Origin of the sequence: Massilia haematophila (genome assembly GCF_042647645.1) — a bacterium.
GTDB lineage: Bacteria > Pseudomonadota > Gammaproteobacteria > Burkholderiales > Burkholderiaceae_D > Telluria > Telluria haematophila.
Genome location: NZ_JBHRVV010000001.1, coordinates 4,381,094 through 4,398,149 on the forward strand (window position 1 = coordinate 4,381,094; position 17,056 = coordinate 4,398,149).

Sequence of the window (17,056 nt, forward strand, 5' to 3'; positions counted from 1 at the left end):
TGCTGTTGCAAACCTGTGGACAGGTTATAGCTGCGCACCTGGCGTACCGCGTGGGTTCGAGAACCCACCCTACGTTATGACAGCACTGTCACTTCGGTCTTGTTTCCGCGATATCCATCGAACAAACGCCGGTGCCTGGCATACGACATCGCATCATTTCTCGTGTAATACCCCGCCACCCAGTCGAGCAGGAAGGGCAGTTTGCTCTGCTGCGCCTCCATCGACGCATACTTGTGCGGCTCCCACGGCCGCTTGCGGTTGTTCTCCAGGCACACGTCCAGCCCCGGATTCATGAACACCAGTTCCGAGCACCAGGGAAGCGCCGCTTCCACCAGGTCGCCGTAGCAGCCTTCCGCAATCCAGCCGGTATGCCTGTCGACGAAGGCCTGCAGGTCGGCGCGCACCTGTTCGGGCGCGCGCGGCACCGCGATTTGTCCTGGCTCCCAGACGATGGTGTCGAGGTCGAGATGCACCAGTCCATGTTGTGCGGCCAGGGCCTGCGCGCGATGCGACTTGCCCGAGTCCGAATTGCCCATGATGAGTACGCGCATGGCTTCTCCTTGCTCAGCCCAGACCGACGCCGCGCGCCATCGCGGCGGCAAGGATCGGGATCAGCGCGAACACGTGGATTTCCGCCAGCAGCACCCGGCGCAGCTTGCCCACTTCCTGCAGCGGGGGCACGAAGCGGACGTCGGCTTTGGCCGCCTTTTGCCAGGCCGCGATGCGCAGCGTCGGCTGGATCGACAGCAATCCGACCACGCCGAAGGCGGCGATCTTGGCCCAGAACACCGGATTGTGCAGGTAGAAATCCGGCCCCTTGGCGCCGTACCAGACACGGATGAAACCGGCGGCGAGGATCGCCAGCGCCAGCATGCCGTAGGCGGCATCGAAGCGCCCCAGCAGCCGCACCGTCTGCGCCGACATGGCGGCCGGACGCATCAGCGCCAGCTCGGCCGCCAGCACGGCCGCGATGCCGAAGACGATCAGGTGGTGGACGACGGCAAGCAGGAGGTCGCTCATGGTCAATATCCTGGACATTGAAGATATGCCAATGTCGTCGCGTATCTCTGCAGTGTCAAGACCGATGCGCTTCGCCATGCGCTGCGGCATGATGCGGAGACCCTATTTCCCGTTTTCAAACTGGCGCTCCCCGTTCCATGTGCGGTTTAGGCTCTTCCTGTTCCAATTCACCTGAGGAGGGCCGAGTCATGAAAACGACCATGAGGCAACTCGCTGCGACTTCTTTTGCCGTCCTGCTGGCGGGAGCGGCCGGGGCGGCCAGCGCGCAGGTCGGGGCGGCGAAGGAAGCCGGCACCCCGGGCACCACGCGCCAGCAGAAGGAAATGAAAAAAGGCATGGAACACGTCGAGAAGGCGGTGCGCGTGGTGCACCAGATGCAGGCAACGCCGGAAATGCGTGCGCTGCTGCAGCGTTCGAAAGGCGTGTTCGTGGTGCCCGACTACGGCACCGCGGCCCTGGGCATCGGCGCACGCGGCGGCGCCGGCGTGCTGCTGGTGCGTAACGGCGAGACCTGGGGCAGCCCGGCCTTTTATAACTTCGGCGGCGTCAGCATCGGCGCCCAGGCCGGCGCCGAAGCCGGCGCGATTGCCTTCGTGCTGAACGACCAGAAGGCCATGAACAGCTTCATGCAGAACAACAAGTTCTCGCTGAATGCCGACGCCGGCCTGACGGTGGTGGACTGGTCGAAGAAAGGGACTGGCGCTGCCGGCTGGGGCAACATCACCGCCTGGTCGAACACCGAAGGGCTGTTCGGCGGCGCGGCCGTCGGCGTCGACGACGTCGACTACGACGAGGACGAAACCTCGGGCTACTACGGCCGCCAGGTGGCGGCGCGCGACGTCCTCGGCGGGAAGGTCACGAATCCCCATGCCGCCGAGCTGCGCCAGGCCCTGGCGAGTGCCTCCAGCGGCAAGGGCGCGTCCAGCACGGGCAGCAGCGCAACGGCCGGCACCAAGTCCGGCGACAAGCGCACCAAGGACGACGAGCGCAGCCGTTGAGCACGGCGGTCAAACGCACATATGTAGGGTGGGTTCTCGAACCCACCATGGCGCCGGCAGGCATGAGGCCGCAACCCTCGACAGCAGCGTATGCAGCCAGCCCGCCGGCCATGAAAAAAGCCCGGACCGCATTGCGGATCCGGGCTTGCTCTCATGCTGGCGCTCCCTTAGCGGCGCATCACGCGTTCAGCAGCGGCTTGAGGTACTTGCCGGTGACGCTGGCCGGGTTCTCGGCCACGTCTTCCGGCGTGCCGGTGGCGACGATGGTACCGCCGCCGGCGCCGCCTTCCGGACCCAGGTCGACGATCCAGTCCGCGGTCTTGATCACGTCCAGGTTGTGCTCGATGATGGCGAGCGTGTTGCCCTGGTCACGCAGGCGGTGGATGACCTTGAGCAGCAGGTCGATATCGGCGAAGTGCAGGCCGGTCGTCGGCTCGTCCAGGATGTACAGGGTACGCCCGGTATCGCGTTTCGACAGTTCCAGCGACAACTTGACGCGCTGCGCCTCGCCGCCCGACAGGGTGGTCGCGCTCTGGCCCAGCTTGATGTAGCCGAGGCCCACGTCCAGCAGGGTCTGCAGCTTGCGTGCGATCACCGGCACCGGCTTGAAGAACTCGTGCGCATCCTCGACCGTCATCTCCAGCACTTCGGTGATGTTCTTGCCCTTGTACTGCACTTCCAGCGTTTCGCGGTTGTAGCGCTTGCCGTGGCAGACGTCGCACGGCACGTACACGTCCGGCAGGAAGTGCATCTCGACCTTGATCACGCCGTCGCCCTGGCAGGCTTCGCAGCGGCCGCCCTTCACGTTGAACGAGAAACGGCCGGCGCTATAACCACGTTCCTTCGCAGTCGGCACCGTCGCGAACAAATCGCGGATCGGGGTGAACACGCCGGTGTAGGTCGCCGGGTTCGAACGCGGGGTGCGGCCGATCGGCGCCTGGTCGACCGAGATCACCTTGTCGAAGTGCTCGAGGCCGTGGATGGCGTCGTGCGGCGCCGGCTCGGTCTGCGAGCCGTACAGGTGGCGCGACAGCGCCGGATACAGGGTGTCGTTGATCAGCGTCGATTTACCCGAACCCGAGACGCCCGTCACGCAGGTCATCAGGCCGACCGGCAGCGTCAGGTTCGCCTTCTTCAGGTTGTTGCCGGTCGCGTTCGTGATCACGAGCTGGCGCTCCGGGTTGGCCGGGGTGCGCTTCTTCGGCACCTCGATCTTGCGCCGTCCGTCCAGGTACTGGGCGGTGAGCGAGTGCTCGTTCTTCATGATCTCTTCGAGCGAACCCTCGGCGATCACGGCGCCGCCGTGCACGCCCGCGCCCGGACCCATGTCGACGATGTAGTCGGCGGTGCGGATCGCATCCTCGTCGTGCTCGACCACCAGCACGCTGTTGCCGATGTCGCGCAGGTGCTTCAGGGTCGCGATCAGGCGGTCGTTGTCGCGCTGGTGCAGGCCGATCGACGGTTCGTCGAGCACGTACATGACGCCGGTCAGGCCGGAGCCGATCTGCGACGCCAGGCGGATACGCTGCGCCTCGCCGCCCGAGAGGGTATCGGCGCTGCGGTCGAGCGACAGGTAATCGAGGCCGACGTTGTTCAGGAACTTCAGGCGCGCGGTGATTTCCTTGATCACGCGCTCGGCGATATCCCTTTTGGCGCCGGTCAGTTCCAGCGACTCGAAGTAGTCCAGGGTCTCGCGCAGCGGACGGTCCGACACTTCATAGATCGCGCGCTGCTGGACGCCCTGGCCGATTTTCACGAAACGCGCCTCGGTGCGCAGGCGCGCGCCTTCGCAGGCCGGGCATTTCTTTTCGTTGATGAACTTGGCCAGCTCTTCCTTGACCGCCATCGAGTCGGTCTCGCGGTAGCGCCGCTGCAGGTTGTTTACCACGCCCTCGAAGGTGTGCTCGCGGATCACGGTGCGGCCGCGCTCGTTCACATAGGTGAACGGGATCGACGTTTTACCCGAACCGAACAGCACGGCTTCCTGGGCATTCTTCGGCAGCTTCTCGAACGGCGTATCCAGGTCGAAGTCGTAGTAGGCCGCCAGGTTCGACAGCATCTGGAAGTAGAACTGGTTGCGGCGATCCCAACCCTTCACCGCGCCCGAGGCCAGCGACAGGTTGGGGAAGGCGACGATGCGCTTCGGATCGAAGAACTCGATGTGACCCAGGCCGTCGCACTCCGAGCAGGCGCCCATCGGGTTGTTGAACGAGAACAGGCGCGGCTCGAGCTCCTGCAGCGAATAGCCGCAGACGTTGCAGGCGAACTTGTTCGAGAAGACGGTTTCCTTTTCGGTGTCCATCTCGAACGCGACGGCGCGGCCGTCGGCCAGGCGCAGCGCGGTTTCGAAGCTCTCGGCCACACGCTGCTTGATTTCCGGGTTCACCTTGACGCGGTCGATGACGACGTCGATCGAGTGCTTTTCCGTTTTCTTCAGCTTCGGCAGCTCGTCGATCTCGTAGATTTTCGCCGGGTTCACGCCGCTCTGGATGCGGAAGCGCACGAAACCCTGCGCCTGCATGGTCGCGAACAGGTCGCCGTGCTCGCCCTTGCGGCCGGCCACGACCGGCGCCAGGATCATCAGCTTCGTGCCTTCCGGCATGGCCAGCACGGCATCGACCATCTGCGAGACGGTCTGCGCGGCCAGTGGCTCGTGCGGGTGCTGTGGGCAATAGGGCGTGCCGACGCGCGCGTACAGCAGGCGCAGGTAGTCGTGGATCTCGGTCACGGTGCCGACCGTCGAACGCGGGTTGTGCGAGGTCGCCTTCTGCTCGATCGAGATCGCCGGCGACAGGCCTTCGATCAGGTCGACGTCCGGCTTTTCCATCAATTGCAGGAACTGGCGCGCGTAGGCCGACAGCGACTCGACGTAGCGGCGTTGACCCTCGGCGTACAGGGTGTCGAAGGCGAGCGAGGACTTGCCCGAGCCCGACAGGCCGGTGATGACGATCAGCTTGTTACGCGGCAGGTCGAGGTTGATGTTCTTCAGATTGTGCGTGCGGGCACCACGAATACGAATTTCTTCCATTAATTTTTGGCAGGCTTTCAATAAGTTTGTGCGGGCCGCGCACGATACTGTCGCGGTGAGCGGGCCAATCGAGGGGAATCTGCTAGTTTAGCCGTTTTTTGCTTCGGCTGTACGTTTATCCAGTGGTAGGTGTACCAGCGCTGGCAAGCTGATATGCCTTCCTGGCAAGCTCCACCGGATTCCCGTCCCTGGTGGGACGTATGTGTGCCGTTTCCGTCCAGGTTCAATGACAAACCGTTCAGAATCCGAAAATAAATTCTCGATTTCGCGACTGTTGCATGGCTGAGAAGCTTGCCGCGGACCGGTAGGGTGGGCGGCTGCGCCGCCCACGCGTTCAAGCACAACGTGCAAACCCCGGTCTTCCCGAACACGCAAATTTCGATTGATCTAGCGCAAAAAATCCACTTTTAGAACTGCCTGAGTGGCCCCATAATAGCGTGCTGCAGCACCCAGTTCCCTGGCGCTTAGTCTTTGTGCAGAGCCAGGGCTCACATCAATTCAAGGAGTCACACCATGGCATCAGTCAACAAGGTCATCATCGTCGGCAACCTGGGCCGCGATCCCGAAATCCGCTACATGCCGAGCGGCGATGCGATCGCGAACATCGCGGTTGCGACTTCGTACAAATCGAAAGACCGCAACACCGGCGAACAGAAAGAGCTGACCGAATGGCACCGCATCTCCTTCTTCGGCCGTCTCGCTGAAATCGTCGGCCAGTACCTGAAGAAAGGTTCCTCGGTCTACGTCGAAGGTCGCCTGCAGACCCGCAAGTACACGGATAAAGACGGCATCGAGCGCTATGCCACCGACATCATCGCCGAGAACATGCAGATGCTCGGCGGCCGCCAGGGCATGGGCGGCGGCAACGACATGGGCATGGACGACGGCGGCTACGACGCCCCGCAGCGTCCGGCCCCGCGCCAGGCCCCGCCTGCGCCGGCAGCCCGTCCGCAGCCGCAGCGCCCGGCGCCGAACTTCTCGGACATGGACGACGACATTCCGTTCTAAGCCAGTCCAGGCAATTCAAGCATGACAAAAGCCCTGCAAGCATTACTTGCGGGGCTTTTTTACAAGTCTGGCGAGTTGATTCCCTGCTCAAATTGTTCAATTAACTGCGCCGCCTTCTCAGGGCTGGCCAGGCGGTCGGGAAGCATGTGAGCGATCAAGCGCTCGCGCTTCGCCGTGTCATCGAGCACATCGAGGATGGCCCGGCGCGAGGACGCTTCCAGTATCAGTCGAGCGTCATGGCCGAGCAGCCTGGCTCCCGCCAGGCTCGGGTCGAACCCGCATGCTTCCAATGTGGAAAACGCTTCGCCATAGAGACGCTCGGCATTCCCGGCATCCGCATAGCAGCTCAACAGGAAAAATAAATCTTTGGCGTCCTTATTGTTGTCCAGGCCGCGGTCATTCCATGCGAGCAGCTTCAACACGGCGAGGCCGGGGATGGAAATTACCGGTACGACGAGCTTGTTTCCTACATCCACCTGCAATGCCGACTTCAAGGCCTCCGCGTAGCCTGTCACGTTCATGACAACGTCCATATCGGGTGGCCAGGCAATTTCCTTCGACTTGTGCTCGACGCCACCGAAAGGAATCAAATCCAGCGGATACGCATTGTTGAATTCCCACGGTTTATAGCGTAGAAGATGATTGCGGCCATCGGCGGATTCGAAGTCGCCGGTATCAAGCAGTTTTCGCTTGAGGGCATCGAAGGACGGCCAATCTTCCAGCGCAACTGCAAAATCGACGTCATGCGTTGCACGCTGTACCTCCAGCCCGAATACATGGGTCATCAGGACGTCGCGTGCGGTGGCACCGACAAGAAAATAGCTGAAGCCAAGATCCGTCGCGACAGCTTGCAATGTAGCGAGAATGGCCAGGATGTTCGGGTCGAGCGGACGCTCTGCTTTAACGATGTAGGTCATCCATGATCTCCGCTGCGATTTGTTTCGCCACCGTTAGATTGCGCGCATCGTGTGTGCCAAGCAGGTCTGCATAAATCAAGGGCAGCGGCACGGTCGGAGTCGACGTGGCGAAGCGATCCATGTTCCAGAATGCCTGGATGACTTCGATTGGGCCGGCAGGGTCCGCCTTCAACTTGAAATCGCTGACGAGTTCTCGCAACACGCGCTGCTCACTGATGTCGATATACAAAGTACAGCTTCCGGGCGTCAGATGACCGGTATGCATTGCTGCCGCTGGTTCGCCACCCCAGGCCGAGACGCCGTTTTCCGGAAACCAGCGACGACTGAACTCTGCTGGACTTGCCCCGCTGAACCGGTAGCTTTTGAGCTTTGGTTTCAATCGGCTCAAATAGCCTGTCGCCCATTCGCCCAACAGCAACTCAGGTGCGGCGATGACGCGCTTTCCGCCGGGCAGCGTCGCAATGAAACCCCTCGTCTCCAGTGTGTCGAATACCTTGCTGATAGCGCCGGTGGATACCATGACCGCAGGCGCGATTTCACGGTAAGGCGCATTCAGCATGGATGGGTCGGCCAGAAACGCAAACATCATCCTGAGCGCGGCCGGCGTGATGGTCGCCTGTTCCAGGGTGTTGCGGCTCAGGTCATGGGGGCGGCGGCCACTGATGTACACAAACAGGCCGGCACCGTTATCCAGATAGGCATTCCCGGCGGTATCGAGAAACTGCAGTCCCAACTCGCGGCACGCGCTTGCCAGTTCGTGGCTCAGGTATAAAGTAACCAGCAAGCCTTCCGGCTTGGCCAGGCCCCGGGTTTTCAGGTCCAGCAGCGCCGAACGGCGGTCGATCTTGTGTTTGACTTCGCAGACATACCGAAGTTGTTGTCCTGCTACCTCAAGAAGCACATCGGCATCCCATTGATGCGCTTTCTTGGGCAGGATTCTTCCATGCAGATCGAGGGTTTCCTCCAGCTCGGCGATCGCACGACCGATGAGATCAGCCTCTTCCAGCGTAGGTGAAAGCAAGGACAGTTTGTTCATGATTGCTCGATTTTTACGTAACGTGAACAAGTTTGAAGTATGAACACAAACCCTTCGTTGTTCAAGAAATATGTTTGTTCACGTCACGTGAAGGATACAGAAAAATGAACTCGGCCCCCCGGTTTGTCAACATCGTCGGACTATTCATCCTGCTAGTAGCCGGGGCATATTGCACTGCTAAGATCGTTCCACACCGCCGGTGTGAAGTTCTTTCCACGCTAAAAATGAAAGAAGAACGATGAAACTGACACTCAAGAAAATTGCGTTCGTACTGAGCCTGGGACTAGGCCTGGGCGTCTCGGCATCCGTTTCGGCCGGCAGCGTCGATTGCGAGACGCTGGCGCTGAAATGCGAGAGCGGCAACGCGTACGCCTGCCAGTTGTGGGACATCAACTGCTATTCCTACGAAGGCTGATCGCCACGAACAGCCGAGCCTAAGCCAGCGCCCGCCATGGACATGCCCGCCAGGGATCTGGCGGGCTTTTCTTTTTTTTAAACGAGATAAGCGAGACATTTTCGTTTCGCCCGCAGCCCTGCCATACGCTGGAAACGCGTGGCTGCAGTGGAGGCCGATGCTGTTGTTTCTCGCTGTAGTGAAACAGGCGTTCCCGGGCTGTGCAGTTGTCGGTCGAACAATTTTTATCAGATTCATGCTTTAATGCAATTTTCTAGTGCGTCAGAATATGGCGCCGATGGCGGAATAGAGGCGAACCGTTGTCGGTCCGCGACCGTCAATGGCATGTCTGCCCCTATCACTTCGTCACACCAAGAGAAAGCATGCACCAAACGATTTCCCTACTCATGTTGCTTCCGGCATTGATGTGCAGCGCGGCCACGGCAGGCCTTCCGCCGCTGCGCCACCAGGTGCCGATGAGGCATACCGCGCCGGATCCGCGGCAAGACCTGTACGAAAGCGCCCGCGCATATGAAAAAGGCGATGGGGTGGCCCAGGACTATTTTCAGGCGGCGCGCCTGTACCTCGCCGCGGCGGAGCAGGGCTATGCCGATGCACAGTCTAGTCTCGGCTTCCTGTACCAGAGCGGCCAGGGCGTGCTGCAGGACTTTGCGGAAGCAAGACGCTGGTACGGCAAGGCGGCGGAGCAGGGGAACGCGATAGCCCAGTACAACCTGGGAATCTTCTATCTCTTCGGCAGAGGCGTGCAGCAAGACTCGGCGCAAGCGTATGCCTGGTTCAGGAAATCGGCCGAGCAGGGCGACCCGGATGCGCAGAGCAAGGTCGCCTATGCACTCGAGCACGGCGCGGGCGTGGCGCCGGACCTGGCCGAAGCCGCCGCATGGTATCGCCTGGCCATCGCCCAGGGCGACCGCTACGCCCGGACCAACCTGGCCGCGATGTATCTCGACGGCCGCGGCGTGGCGCATGATCCGGTCCAGGCCGTGGCCCTGCTGCGGGAGGCGGTGCAACAGGACCATCCGCGCGCGCAGTATCTGCTGGCTGTCTGCTACGAGCGCGGCCAGGGACTGGCAAAGGACGAGGCGACGGCACTGCGTCTTTTCGAGCAGGCCGAACAGGGTGGACAGCAAGCGGCCACGCTGCGCCTGGTCCGGCTCCATCTCGACGGCGTCGGTGGTCCGGACCGGCAACGGCGGGCACGCGCGCGGCTGGCGCAGGCGGAAAAAGAAGGCGACGTGCGCATGCTGGGGCAGCTGGGGGAGCTGTATCAGGGCCAGCGCAAGCCGGCCCAGGCCGAAGAGCTGCTGCGGCGCGCGCTGGCGCTGGCCGGCCGTTCGCCCGGTACCGGCGCCGGGCTGGAGCAGGCCCTGCTTGGCTTGCTGGCCGAAAGCCTCGCGGATCAGCAGCGTTTCCAGGCGGCCCAGCCGTATTTCGAACGCGCACTCGCGCTGGCCGAACAGGATCCGGAGACCGAGCCGGCCCGGCGCTACGCGCGCTTGATCCAGCTGGGGCAGAACTTATATAACCAGTCGCAGTATGGCGGAGCCGAGACCGTCTACCGAAAAGCCTTGCAGCTGGCCGAGCAGGGCGCCGGGCTCGGCGACCCCGAGATCCTGGACGTGCTCAGGGGACTCAGCAAGGTTCATGAGAGTCTGGAGCAATTACCAGAGGCACAAATCATCCTGCAGCGCCAGCTGGCGCTGCTGGAGAAAATGAAGCGGGAACATACCTCCGACATGAGCAGCACCCTGGTGCAGCTGGCCTCGATTCACTCGTTGCAGGGAGACTTCAAGCGTGCCGAGGACCTGATCACGCAGGTGCTGGCCATTGCCGAGCAGCGCCAGGGCGCGCAGAGCAAGACCGTCGCCATACGCCTGAACGACCTGGCGGCGGTCTACCAGCAGCAGGGCCGGTTCGACGAGGCCGAGGCGTTGTTCAAGAAGGCGATCGCCATGTGGACCACCCTCGACGGCCAGGGCGGCATGGTGATGGCGGTTCTCCAGACTAACCTCGGCGGCCTGTACAAGGACATGGGCCGCTACCCGGAAGCGCAGGCCCTGTGCGCCCGTGCGCTCGCCTTGCGCGAGACGCTGCTGGAGCGGGACCATGTCGACCTGGCATACAGCCTGCACGAGTTGGGCGCGATCCTGGCCCGCCAGGACAAGCTGAAGCAGGCGCAGCCTTACCTGGAACGCGCGCTGGCGCTGCGCGAACGCCACCTGGGCGCCGGGCATTCGCAAACGGCCGCCAGCGCCTACGAGCTGGGTAGCCTTTACCTCGGGCAGGCGAACTACCGGGCGGCCGAGCCGCTGCTCCAGCGCGCGCTGGCGATCCGCACGAACCTGATGCTGGCGACCCATCCGCAGCTGCGCCAGGCGCGCGAAGGCCTGGCCTCGCTCTACGCCAAAACCGGGCGTGGTGATGATGCGGCGGCCCTGGCGGCCTGCACGGACTCGTGCGCACTGCCTGCGGCTGGCGGCGCCGCGCAGTGACGCCGCCGGCGCCGGTCGTCCACGACCGGCGTCCCTGCGGCGACGACCCTGGGCGGGCTAGCGCTCGCCCGGTGCCGGGCTGTTCACTTCTTCCTCGCCGATCGTGTACACGCCTCCGTCGGTCGCCCCGCTTTCCGCCTTGCGCGCACGCAGGTCGCGGTAGACGGCGGCGCGCATGATCAGCATCGACACCACCGGCGCCGTCATCAACAGGAAGCCGGAGATGATCACTTCGTGGATCACGAGCCGCGATTGTCCCACCGTGAAAAACACCATCGACGCGATCAAGAGGCAGCCGGCGCCGAGCGTGATCGTGATCGCCGGTCCGTGCATGCGCTGGTAGAAGGTGGGCAGGCGCAGCAGGCCCAGGGCGCCGATCAGGACGATGCTCGAACCCAGGATCAGCAGCAGGGACACGATCAATGCCGCCCAGCCGGGCAAATCGTCGACGCCGCTCATTCGATGATCTCCCCGCGCATCAGGAACTTGGCGATCGCGATGGTCGACACGAAGCCGATCAGCGCGATCAGGACCGCCACTTCGAAATAGACTTGCGTGCCGAAGCGGATGCCCAGCACCAGGGCCAGCAGCATGCCGGTCATCCACAAGGTATCGAGCGCCAGTGCGCGGTCGTGGGCCGAGGGGCCGCGCAGCAGGCGCAGGGCGCAAAACACCATTGCCAGCAGCACGCATACCAGCGCATAGCCGACGGATAACTCAAGCAGGGTCGCCACGGGCTGCCTCCGTTTCAAAAATCTCGATCAGGGGTTGTTCATAGCGCGTCTTGATGGTCTCGATCCACCAGGCTTCGTCGTGCAGGTCGAAGACGTGCAGGGAGAGTTCGTAGCGCTCGGGCAGGATCTCGACCCAGACCGTGCCTGGTGTCATGTTGATCAGGCAGGACAGCATCGCCAGCCCGTACGGGTCGGTGATCGTCAGCGGAATGCGGATGAACTGCGAATTGACCTGCTTGTAGTCGGCGAACAGGATGATGCGCGAGACGTTGAAGCAGGAACGCACGATCTCGACGCCGGCCATGCCCATCAGGCGGATGAAGGTCAGCGGCGCGCGCATGCGCGGGTAGCCCAGCGGCTGCAGGTTGCGCACCAGCAGCGGCACCACGATGCCGAGCAGGGCGCCGAGCAGGAGGTTGGCCGCGTCGGCGGTCTGGTTCAGCAGCAGCCACAGCACGCACAGCGTGAGCGACACCACGGGATGAGGCAGCCAGCGCTTCATGGCGCCTCCTTGGCCGGGCCCGGGCTCAAGCCTGGACCCGCGCTTGTGCTCGTGGTCGGTCCGGGCAGCGCCGGCTCGGTCAGCACGCGCTCGATGTAGGCGGCAGGACGGTGGATGTCGGCGCTGACGCGGTTCAGGAAATCGAACAGCGGGCGCGCCTGCACCGTCATCGCCATCGACAGCAGCAGCAGGGCCGTGATCGGCGCCACTTCCGACAGGTGCAGGCGCGGCGGCGTCACGACCGGCGTGGCCCAGAAGGTGCGCACGCCAAAGCGCAGCATCGAGATGATGGTGATCAGGCCGGAAGTGATGATCAGCGCCATCAGGGTCCAGCCGGCCGCGCCGACGGTGCCGGTGTCCGGATTGAGCAGCGCATGGAACATGCTGAACTTGGCGACGAAGCCCGACAGCGGCGGCAGGCCGGCGATCATCAGGGCGCAGGCGGCAAAGGCCACCGACAGGAAAGCCATCGCCGCCGGCACGCCCTTGCCGCGCGGCTCGCCGGGGGTATCGTCGGCTTCGTCCTCGTCGACGGCCCAGGCTTCCATCGTCAGCGCCAGCACCGACGCGGCCGGGGTGCGGATGCGGTCGATCAGTTCGACCAGGAGCAGGAAGGCGGCCACCGCGATGGTCGAGCCGAGCAGGTAGTACAGGCCCGCCGTGACCAGCGAAGGCTGGCCGTAGCCGATCACCGCCAGCAGGGTGCCGGAGGAGATGATGGCGCTGTAGCCGGCCATGCGCCCGGCGCTGTCGGTCGAGAGCATGCCGGCGGCGCCGAACACGATGGTCGCCAGGCCGCCCCAGAGCAGCGCGTCGAAGCCGAAGCCCGCGTTCGTCCCATCGGAGAACAGGAGCAGCCACAGGCGCAGGATGACGTAGGCGCCGACCTTGGTCATCAGCACCAGCATCGCGGCGACCGGCGGCGAGGCGGCGGCATAGGTGGTCGGCAGCCAGAAGCCCAGCGGCCACATCGCGGCCTTGACCAGGAAGGCCAGCACCAGCACCGTTACCCCGAGCTGCAGCAGGCCGCTGCTTTCGACCGGCATCGCGCCGATGCGTGCGGCGAGATCCGCCATGTTCAGGGTGCCGGTGGTGGCGTAGATCAGGGCGGTGCCGAGCAGGAACAGCAGGGCGGCGGCCAGGTTGACGGCGATGTACTGCATGCTGGCGCGCAGGCGCTCGGCGTTGTAGCCGTGCAGGACCAGGCCATAGGAGGCGGCCAGCATGACCTCGAAGAACACGAACAGGTTGAACAGGTCGTGCGTCAGGAAGGCGCCGTTGATCCCCATCAGCAGGAACTGGAACAGCGGGTGGAAGTGCACGCCGATCCGGCTCCAGCGCTGCATCGCGTAGTTCAGGGCGGCCAGGGCCAGCACGGCAGTCAGCAGCAGCATCAGTGCCGACAGGCGGTCGGCCATGAGCGCGATGCCGAACGGCGCGGCCCAGTTGGCGGCGAGGTAGACCCCGATACCGCCGGCCCAGGCCTGGCTGTCGGTCTGCTGCATCAGGAGCAGGGCCGTGATGAGCTGGCCCAGCACCGAGGCATAGCCGAGCGCGAACTTGAAACGGTGACGGCCTTGGGTAAACGGCGTCAGCACTGCGCCGCAGATCAGCGGCAGCAGGATCGGCACGATCACCAGGTGTTGCGGCAAACTCATACTTCAGGCTCCTCGCCGTCGACGTGGTCGGTACCGGTCAGGCCGCGCGCGCCGATCATCACCACCAGGTACAGGGCCGTGGTGGCGAAGCCGATCACGATGGCGGTCAGCACCAGCGCCTGCGGCAGCGGATCGGCCAGCGCGGACGGGTCGGGGGTGGTCCCGGGCGGCGTAAACGGCGGCTTGTCGAGCCAGACGCGGCCCATGATGAAAATAAACAGGTTGACGGCATAGGACATCAGCATCAGTCCCGTCAGCACCTGGAAGCTGCGCGGACGCAGCAGCAGCCAGATGCCGGAACCGAAGACGATGCCGATGGCCAGGGCAATGACGACTTCCATCAGGCAATCTCCTTGGTCGGGGGCATGGTGTGGCGGGTGGCACCCGGCGGCATGCGGTGGCTGCGCAGCGACTGGTGCGCCAGCGCCACCAGGATCAGCATGGTGGTGCCGACCACGACCAGGAACACGCCGAGGTCGAACACGAAGGCGCTCGGCACGTGGATTTCTCCCAGCAGCGGCAGGTCTAGGTGCGCGGTGTGGCTGGTCAGGAAGGGGTAGCCGAACAGCCAGGCGCCGAGGCCGGTGAGGCAGGCGGTCAGCAGCCCGAAGCCGATCCAGCGGTGCGGGCGCAGGCGCAGGTGCGACTCGACCCAGTCGGTGCCGGCCACCATGTACTGCACGATCAGGGCGGTGGCGAAGATCAGGCCGGCGACGAAGCCGCCGCCGGGCAGGTTATGGCCGCGCATGAAGAAGTAGACCGCGATCATGCCCATGAAGGGCAGCAGGAAGCGCAGGTAGACCGCCGGCACCATCAGGTAGCCGCTGCGCGCCTGCACCGCCGGCGCCTGGATCGCGGCGGGGTCGACGTCGCTGGCCTGCTGCACGGGAATGGCCACGCTCTCGGGCGCGGGACGGAAACGGCGCAGCAGCGCATACACGGTCAGCGCCACCGCCGACAGCACGGTGATCTCGCCCATGGTGTCGAAGCCGCGGAAGTCGACCAGCAGCACGTTCACCACGTTCGCGCCGCCGCCTTCGGGCAGGGCGCGCAGCAGGTAGAAATCGCTGATGGTCTTCGGCGGGGTGCTCGAGAGCAGCGCATAGGTGGCCGCCGCCAGGCCCAGGCCGCCGGCCGCGGCGATGATGCCGTCGCGCGCGCGGCGCAGCCAGGTACTGCGCGGCACGCGCGGCGCCAGCCCGGCCGGCGGCAGGCGTGGCGGCAGCCAGCGCAGGCCGAGCAGGATCAGCACCGTGGTCACGGTCTCGACCATCAATTGGGTGAGCGCGAGATCCGGCGCCGACAGCCACAGGAAGGTCAGGCTGACCACGACGCCGACGCCGCCGGCCAGGACCAGCGCCACCAGCCGGTGGTATTTCGCCTGCCAGGCGGCGCCCACGGCGCAGGCCGCGCCGATCAGCCAGAACATGGCGAACAGGATGTCGATGTCCGCCACCCCCGGCATGGAAAAGCTGGGGAGCGGGCGCACCAGCAGCAGCGGAATGGCCACCATGGCCGCCATCAGGACCAGCAGCTGCGGCTGCAGGCGCAGGGTGCCGGTGCGGCGCAGCAGCCAGGCCGAGGCGCCGTACAGGGCCAGCAGGGTGTTTTCGTAGGCCTGGGCGCCCTTGAAGCGGTGCAGCACCGGGACCCGGTCGCGCTCGGCCAGGGCGAAGCTGCGCCGCAGTACGATGTAGAACAGCAGGCCGCCGAGCAGGGCGACGATGCTCATCGCCAGCGGCAGGTTGAAGCCGTGCCAGATGCCGAGGTCGTACTCGGGCATGTTCGGCCCCAGCACCGAGTGCGCGGCGACGGCCAGCACGTCGCCGACCACGAGGTCGGGCAAGATGCCGACCGCGATGCACAGCACCACCAGGCATTCGACCGGGAAGCGCATCCAGCGCGGCGGCTCGTGCGGGTGGTGCGGCAGGTCGGTGGCCAGCGGCCCGAAGAAGACGCTGATGAAGCGCATCGAATAGGCGACGCTGAAGACCCCCATCGCCACCGCGGCATACGACATCCACCAGTCCTCGGTGCCGCCGACCAGGGTGGTCTCGGCGAAGAACATTTCCTTGGACAGGAAGCCGTTCAGCAGCGGCACGCCGGCCATCGCCGCGCTGGCGACGATCGCCAGCGCGGCCGTATAGGGCATGGCCCGCCGCAGCCCGCGCAGCAGGCGCATGTCGCGCGTGCCGGTCTCGTGGTCGATGATGCCGACCGCCATGAACAGCGAAGCCTTGAAGATCGCGTGGTTCATGGTGTGGAACACCGCCGCCACCACCGACAGCGGCGTGCCGATGCTCATCAGGACCGTGATCAGGCCGAGGTGGCTGATGGTCGAGTAGGCCAGCAGTCCCTTCATGTCGTGCTGGAAGATGGCGAAGAAGGAACCGATCAGCAGGGTGCAGACGCCGGCGCCGCCCACCAGCCAGGTCCAGGCTTCGGTGCCGGACAGGGCCGGCCACAGGCGGATCAGCAGGAACACGCCGGCCTTGACCATGGTGGCCGAGTGCAGGTAGGCCGACACCGGGGTCGGCGCGGCCATCGCGTGCGGCAGCCAGAAGTGGAAGGGGAACTGCGCGCTCTTGGTCAGCGCGCCCAGCACCACCAGCACCAGCGCCGTCAGGTACAGGTCGTGGGCGCGGATGCGTTCGCCCGCGGACAGGACCGCATCGAGGTCGTAGCTGCCGACGATGTGGCCGAGCACCAGGGCGCCCGCCAGCAGGCACAGGCCGCCGGTGGTGGTGACCGTGAAGGCCATGCGCGCGCCGCGCCGTGCATCGTTGCGGCTCTGCCAGTAGCCGATCAGGAGGAAGGAAGCCAGGCTGGTCAGTTCCCAGAACACCACCAGCTGGATCAGGTTGCCCGACAGGACCACGCCCAGCATCGCGCCCATGAAGGTGAGCATGTAGGCGAAGAAGCGCGCCACCGGGTCGCGCGGCGACATGTAGTAGCGTGCGTAGAGCAGCACCAGCAGGCCGATGCCGAGCACCATGATGGTGAATACCCAGGCCAGGCCGTCCATGCGCAGCACCAGGTCCAGGCCGAAGGCCGGCAGCCATTCGTAGTCGGTGCGCAGGACTTCGTGGGCGGCGACGTCGCCGAAACGGGAGATTGCCAGCGCCAGCGCCAGCGCGGTGGCGGTGGCTGCGGCGGCGAACGGGCGGTTGCGCGAGCCGTCCGGCATGCAGCCGGCGATGAAGGCGCCAATGAAGGGAAGGAGGATCAGGAGTTCGAGCATCGGCGTC

General features: G+C 64.6%; 16 protein-coding genes. 5 read left to right on the forward strand and 11 right to left on the reverse strand.

The features are described from left to right. Positions 1-74 precede the first annotated feature (74 nt). Positions 75-551 carry a hypothetical protein gene (locus ACFOPH_RS19425; RefSeq protein ID WP_379736982.1) on the reverse strand — a complete coding sequence of 159 codons (477 nt, stop codon included), beginning with the start codon at positions 549-551 and terminating at the stop codon, positions 75-77. Positions 552-564: 13 nt separating this feature from the next. After that, on the reverse strand, positions 565-1,020 hold the full coding sequence (locus ACFOPH_RS19430; RefSeq protein WP_379736983.1) for a DUF2214 family protein: 456 nt from the start codon (positions 1,018-1,020) through the stop codon (positions 565-567). On the opposite strand from ACFOPH_RS19430, the gene ACFOPH_RS19435 reads away from it, so the two are divergent. Further along, positions 1,019-1,195, forward strand: coding sequence for a hypothetical protein (locus tag ACFOPH_RS19435; protein ID WP_379736984.1), 177 nt, complete (start codon positions 1,019-1,021; stop codon positions 1,193-1,195). The genes ACFOPH_RS19430 and ACFOPH_RS19435 overlap by 2 nt on opposite strands. Positions 1,196-1,220: 25 nt before the next feature. Then, positions 1,221-2,018 (forward strand): lipid-binding SYLF domain-containing protein, encoded by a 798-nt coding sequence (locus tag ACFOPH_RS19440; RefSeq protein WP_379736985.1) that lies wholly within the window; start codon positions 1,221-1,223, stop codon positions 2,016-2,018. Between the two features lie 178 nt (positions 2,019-2,196). Here ACFOPH_RS19440 and uvrA read toward each other — a convergent pair whose 3' ends face one another. After that, positions 2,197-5,046, reverse strand: coding sequence for an excinuclease ABC subunit UvrA (gene uvrA, locus ACFOPH_RS19445; RefSeq protein WP_312547399.1), 2,850 nt, complete (start codon positions 5,044-5,046; stop codon positions 2,197-2,199). Positions 5,047-5,559: 513 nt separating this feature from the next. On the opposite strand from uvrA, the gene ssb reads away from it, so the two are divergent. Next, positions 5,560-6,054, forward strand: a complete 495-nt coding sequence (gene ssb, locus ACFOPH_RS19450; RefSeq protein WP_379736986.1) for a single-stranded DNA-binding protein — start codon at positions 5,560-5,562, stop codon at positions 6,052-6,054. Positions 6,055-6,113: 59 nt separating this feature from the next. On the opposite strand, the gene ACFOPH_RS19455 is transcribed toward ssb, so the two are convergent. Together ACFOPH_RS19455 and ACFOPH_RS19460 are read right to left on the reverse strand one after the other, a co-directional pair. Continuing rightward, complete coding sequence (locus ACFOPH_RS19455) at positions 6,114-6,971, reverse strand: nucleotidyl transferase AbiEii/AbiGii toxin family protein (protein WP_312547402.1); 858 nt, start codon at positions 6,969-6,971, stop codon at positions 6,114-6,116. Next, positions 6,955-8,007 (reverse strand): type IV toxin-antitoxin system AbiEi family antitoxin, encoded by a 1,053-nt coding sequence (locus ACFOPH_RS19460; RefSeq protein WP_379736987.1) that lies wholly within the window; start codon positions 8,005-8,007, stop codon positions 6,955-6,957. The genes ACFOPH_RS19455 and ACFOPH_RS19460 overlap by 17 nt, the downstream gene beginning before the upstream one ends. A 238-nt stretch (positions 8,008-8,245) precedes the next feature. Here ACFOPH_RS19460 and ACFOPH_RS19465 point away from each other — a divergent pair, with 238 nt between their 5' ends. Both ACFOPH_RS19465 and ACFOPH_RS19470 read left to right on the forward strand, forming a co-directional pair. Further along, a complete protein-coding gene (locus tag ACFOPH_RS19465; protein WP_312547404.1) occupies positions 8,246-8,422 on the forward strand; it encodes a hypothetical protein in 177 nt (58 codons plus the stop codon). A 362-nt stretch (positions 8,423-8,784) separates the two neighbouring features. After that, positions 8,785-10,914, forward strand: a complete 2,130-nt coding sequence (locus ACFOPH_RS19470; RefSeq protein ID WP_379736988.1) for a tetratricopeptide repeat protein — start codon at positions 8,785-8,787, stop codon at positions 10,912-10,914. Positions 10,915-10,971: 57 nt separating this feature from the next. Here the strand turns inward: ACFOPH_RS19470 and mnhG are convergent, their stop codons facing one another. Genes mnhG through ACFOPH_RS19500 form a run of 6 tightly spaced genes read right to left on the reverse strand, consistent with a single transcriptional unit; the run spans position 10,972 to position 17,049 of the window. Beyond that, the gene (mnhG, locus tag ACFOPH_RS19475; RefSeq protein ID WP_379736989.1) at positions 10,972-11,373 is read right to left on the reverse strand and encodes a monovalent cation/H(+) antiporter subunit G; all 402 of its coding nucleotides are present in this window, start codon (positions 11,371-11,373) and stop codon (positions 10,972-10,974) included. Then, positions 11,370-11,648: a K+/H+ antiporter subunit F gene (locus ACFOPH_RS19480; RefSeq protein ID WP_379736990.1), complete on the reverse strand. Its 279-nt coding sequence runs from the start codon at positions 11,646-11,648 to the stop codon at positions 11,370-11,372. The genes mnhG and ACFOPH_RS19480 overlap by 4 nt, the downstream gene beginning before the upstream one ends. Then, complete coding sequence (locus ACFOPH_RS19485) at positions 11,632-12,150, reverse strand: Na+/H+ antiporter subunit E (protein WP_312547407.1); 519 nt, start codon at positions 12,148-12,150, stop codon at positions 11,632-11,634. The genes ACFOPH_RS19480 and ACFOPH_RS19485 overlap by 17 nt, the downstream gene beginning before the upstream one ends. Further along, complete coding sequence (locus tag ACFOPH_RS19490; protein WP_379736991.1) at positions 12,147-13,808, reverse strand: monovalent cation/H+ antiporter subunit D; 1,662 nt, start codon at positions 13,806-13,808, stop codon at positions 12,147-12,149. Before ACFOPH_RS19490 ends, ACFOPH_RS19485 begins: the two co-directional genes overlap by 4 nt. Continuing rightward, positions 13,805-14,149 carry a Na+/H+ antiporter subunit C gene (locus tag ACFOPH_RS19495; RefSeq protein ID WP_312547409.1) on the reverse strand — a complete coding sequence of 115 codons (345 nt, stop codon included), beginning with the start codon at positions 14,147-14,149 and terminating at the stop codon, positions 13,805-13,807. Before ACFOPH_RS19495 ends, ACFOPH_RS19490 begins: the two co-directional genes overlap by 4 nt. Then, complete coding sequence (locus tag ACFOPH_RS19500; RefSeq protein WP_379736992.1) at positions 14,149-17,049, reverse strand: monovalent cation/H+ antiporter subunit A; 2,901 nt, start codon at positions 17,047-17,049, stop codon at positions 14,149-14,151. The genes ACFOPH_RS19495 and ACFOPH_RS19500 overlap by 1 nt, the downstream gene beginning before the upstream one ends. Positions 17,050-17,056 lie beyond the last annotated feature (7 nt).

What these genes read in the sequence shown, in the direction of transcription:
- ACFOPH_RS19500 (WP_379736992.1), bottom strand. Translation starts at nt 17,049, where the DNA reads ATGCTCGAACTCCTGATCCTCCTTCCCTTCATTGGCGCCTTCATCGCC.
- uvrA (WP_312547399.1), bottom strand. Translation starts at nt 5,046, where the DNA reads ATGGAAGAAATTCGTATTCGTGGTGCCCGCACGCACAATCTGAAGAAC.
- ACFOPH_RS19430 (WP_379736983.1), bottom strand. Translation starts at nt 1,020, where the DNA reads ATGAGCGACCTCCTGCTTGCCGTCGTCCACCACCTGATCGTCTTCGGC.
- ACFOPH_RS19490 (WP_379736991.1), bottom strand. Translation starts at nt 13,808, where the DNA reads ATGAGTTTGCCGCAACACCTGGTGATCGTGCCGATCCTGCTGCCGCTG.
- ACFOPH_RS19440 (WP_379736985.1), top strand. Translation starts at nt 1,221, where the DNA reads ATGAGGCAACTCGCTGCGACTTCTTTTGCCGTCCTGCTGGCGGGAGCG.
- ACFOPH_RS19455 (WP_312547402.1), bottom strand. Translation starts at nt 6,971, where the DNA reads ATGACCTACATCGTTAAAGCAGAGCGTCCGCTCGACCCGAACATCCTG.
- ACFOPH_RS19435 (WP_379736984.1), top strand. Translation starts at nt 1,019, where the DNA reads ATGGTCAATATCCTGGACATTGAAGATATGCCAATGTCGTCGCGTATC.
- ACFOPH_RS19465 (WP_312547404.1), top strand. Translation starts at nt 8,246, where the DNA reads ATGAAACTGACACTCAAGAAAATTGCGTTCGTACTGAGCCTGGGACTA.
- ACFOPH_RS19470 (WP_379736988.1), top strand. Translation starts at nt 8,785, where the DNA reads ATGCACCAAACGATTTCCCTACTCATGTTGCTTCCGGCATTGATGTGC.
- ACFOPH_RS19495 (WP_312547409.1), bottom strand. Translation starts at nt 14,149, where the DNA reads ATGGAAGTCGTCATTGCCCTGGCCATCGGCATCGTCTTCGGTTCCGGC.
- mnhG (WP_379736989.1), bottom strand. Translation starts at nt 11,373, where the DNA reads ATGAGCGGCGTCGACGATTTGCCCGGCTGGGCGGCATTGATCGTGTCC.
- ACFOPH_RS19485 (WP_312547407.1), bottom strand. Translation starts at nt 12,150, where the DNA reads ATGAAGCGCTGGCTGCCTCATCCCGTGGTGTCGCTCACGCTGTGCGTG.
- ACFOPH_RS19460 (WP_379736987.1), bottom strand. Translation starts at nt 8,007, where the DNA reads ATGAACAAACTGTCCTTGCTTTCACCTACGCTGGAAGAGGCTGATCTC.
- ACFOPH_RS19425 (WP_379736982.1), bottom strand. Translation starts at nt 551, where the DNA reads ATGCGCGTACTCATCATGGGCAATTCGGACTCGGGCAAGTCGCATCGC.
- ssb (WP_379736986.1), top strand. Translation starts at nt 5,560, where the DNA reads ATGGCATCAGTCAACAAGGTCATCATCGTCGGCAACCTGGGCCGCGAT.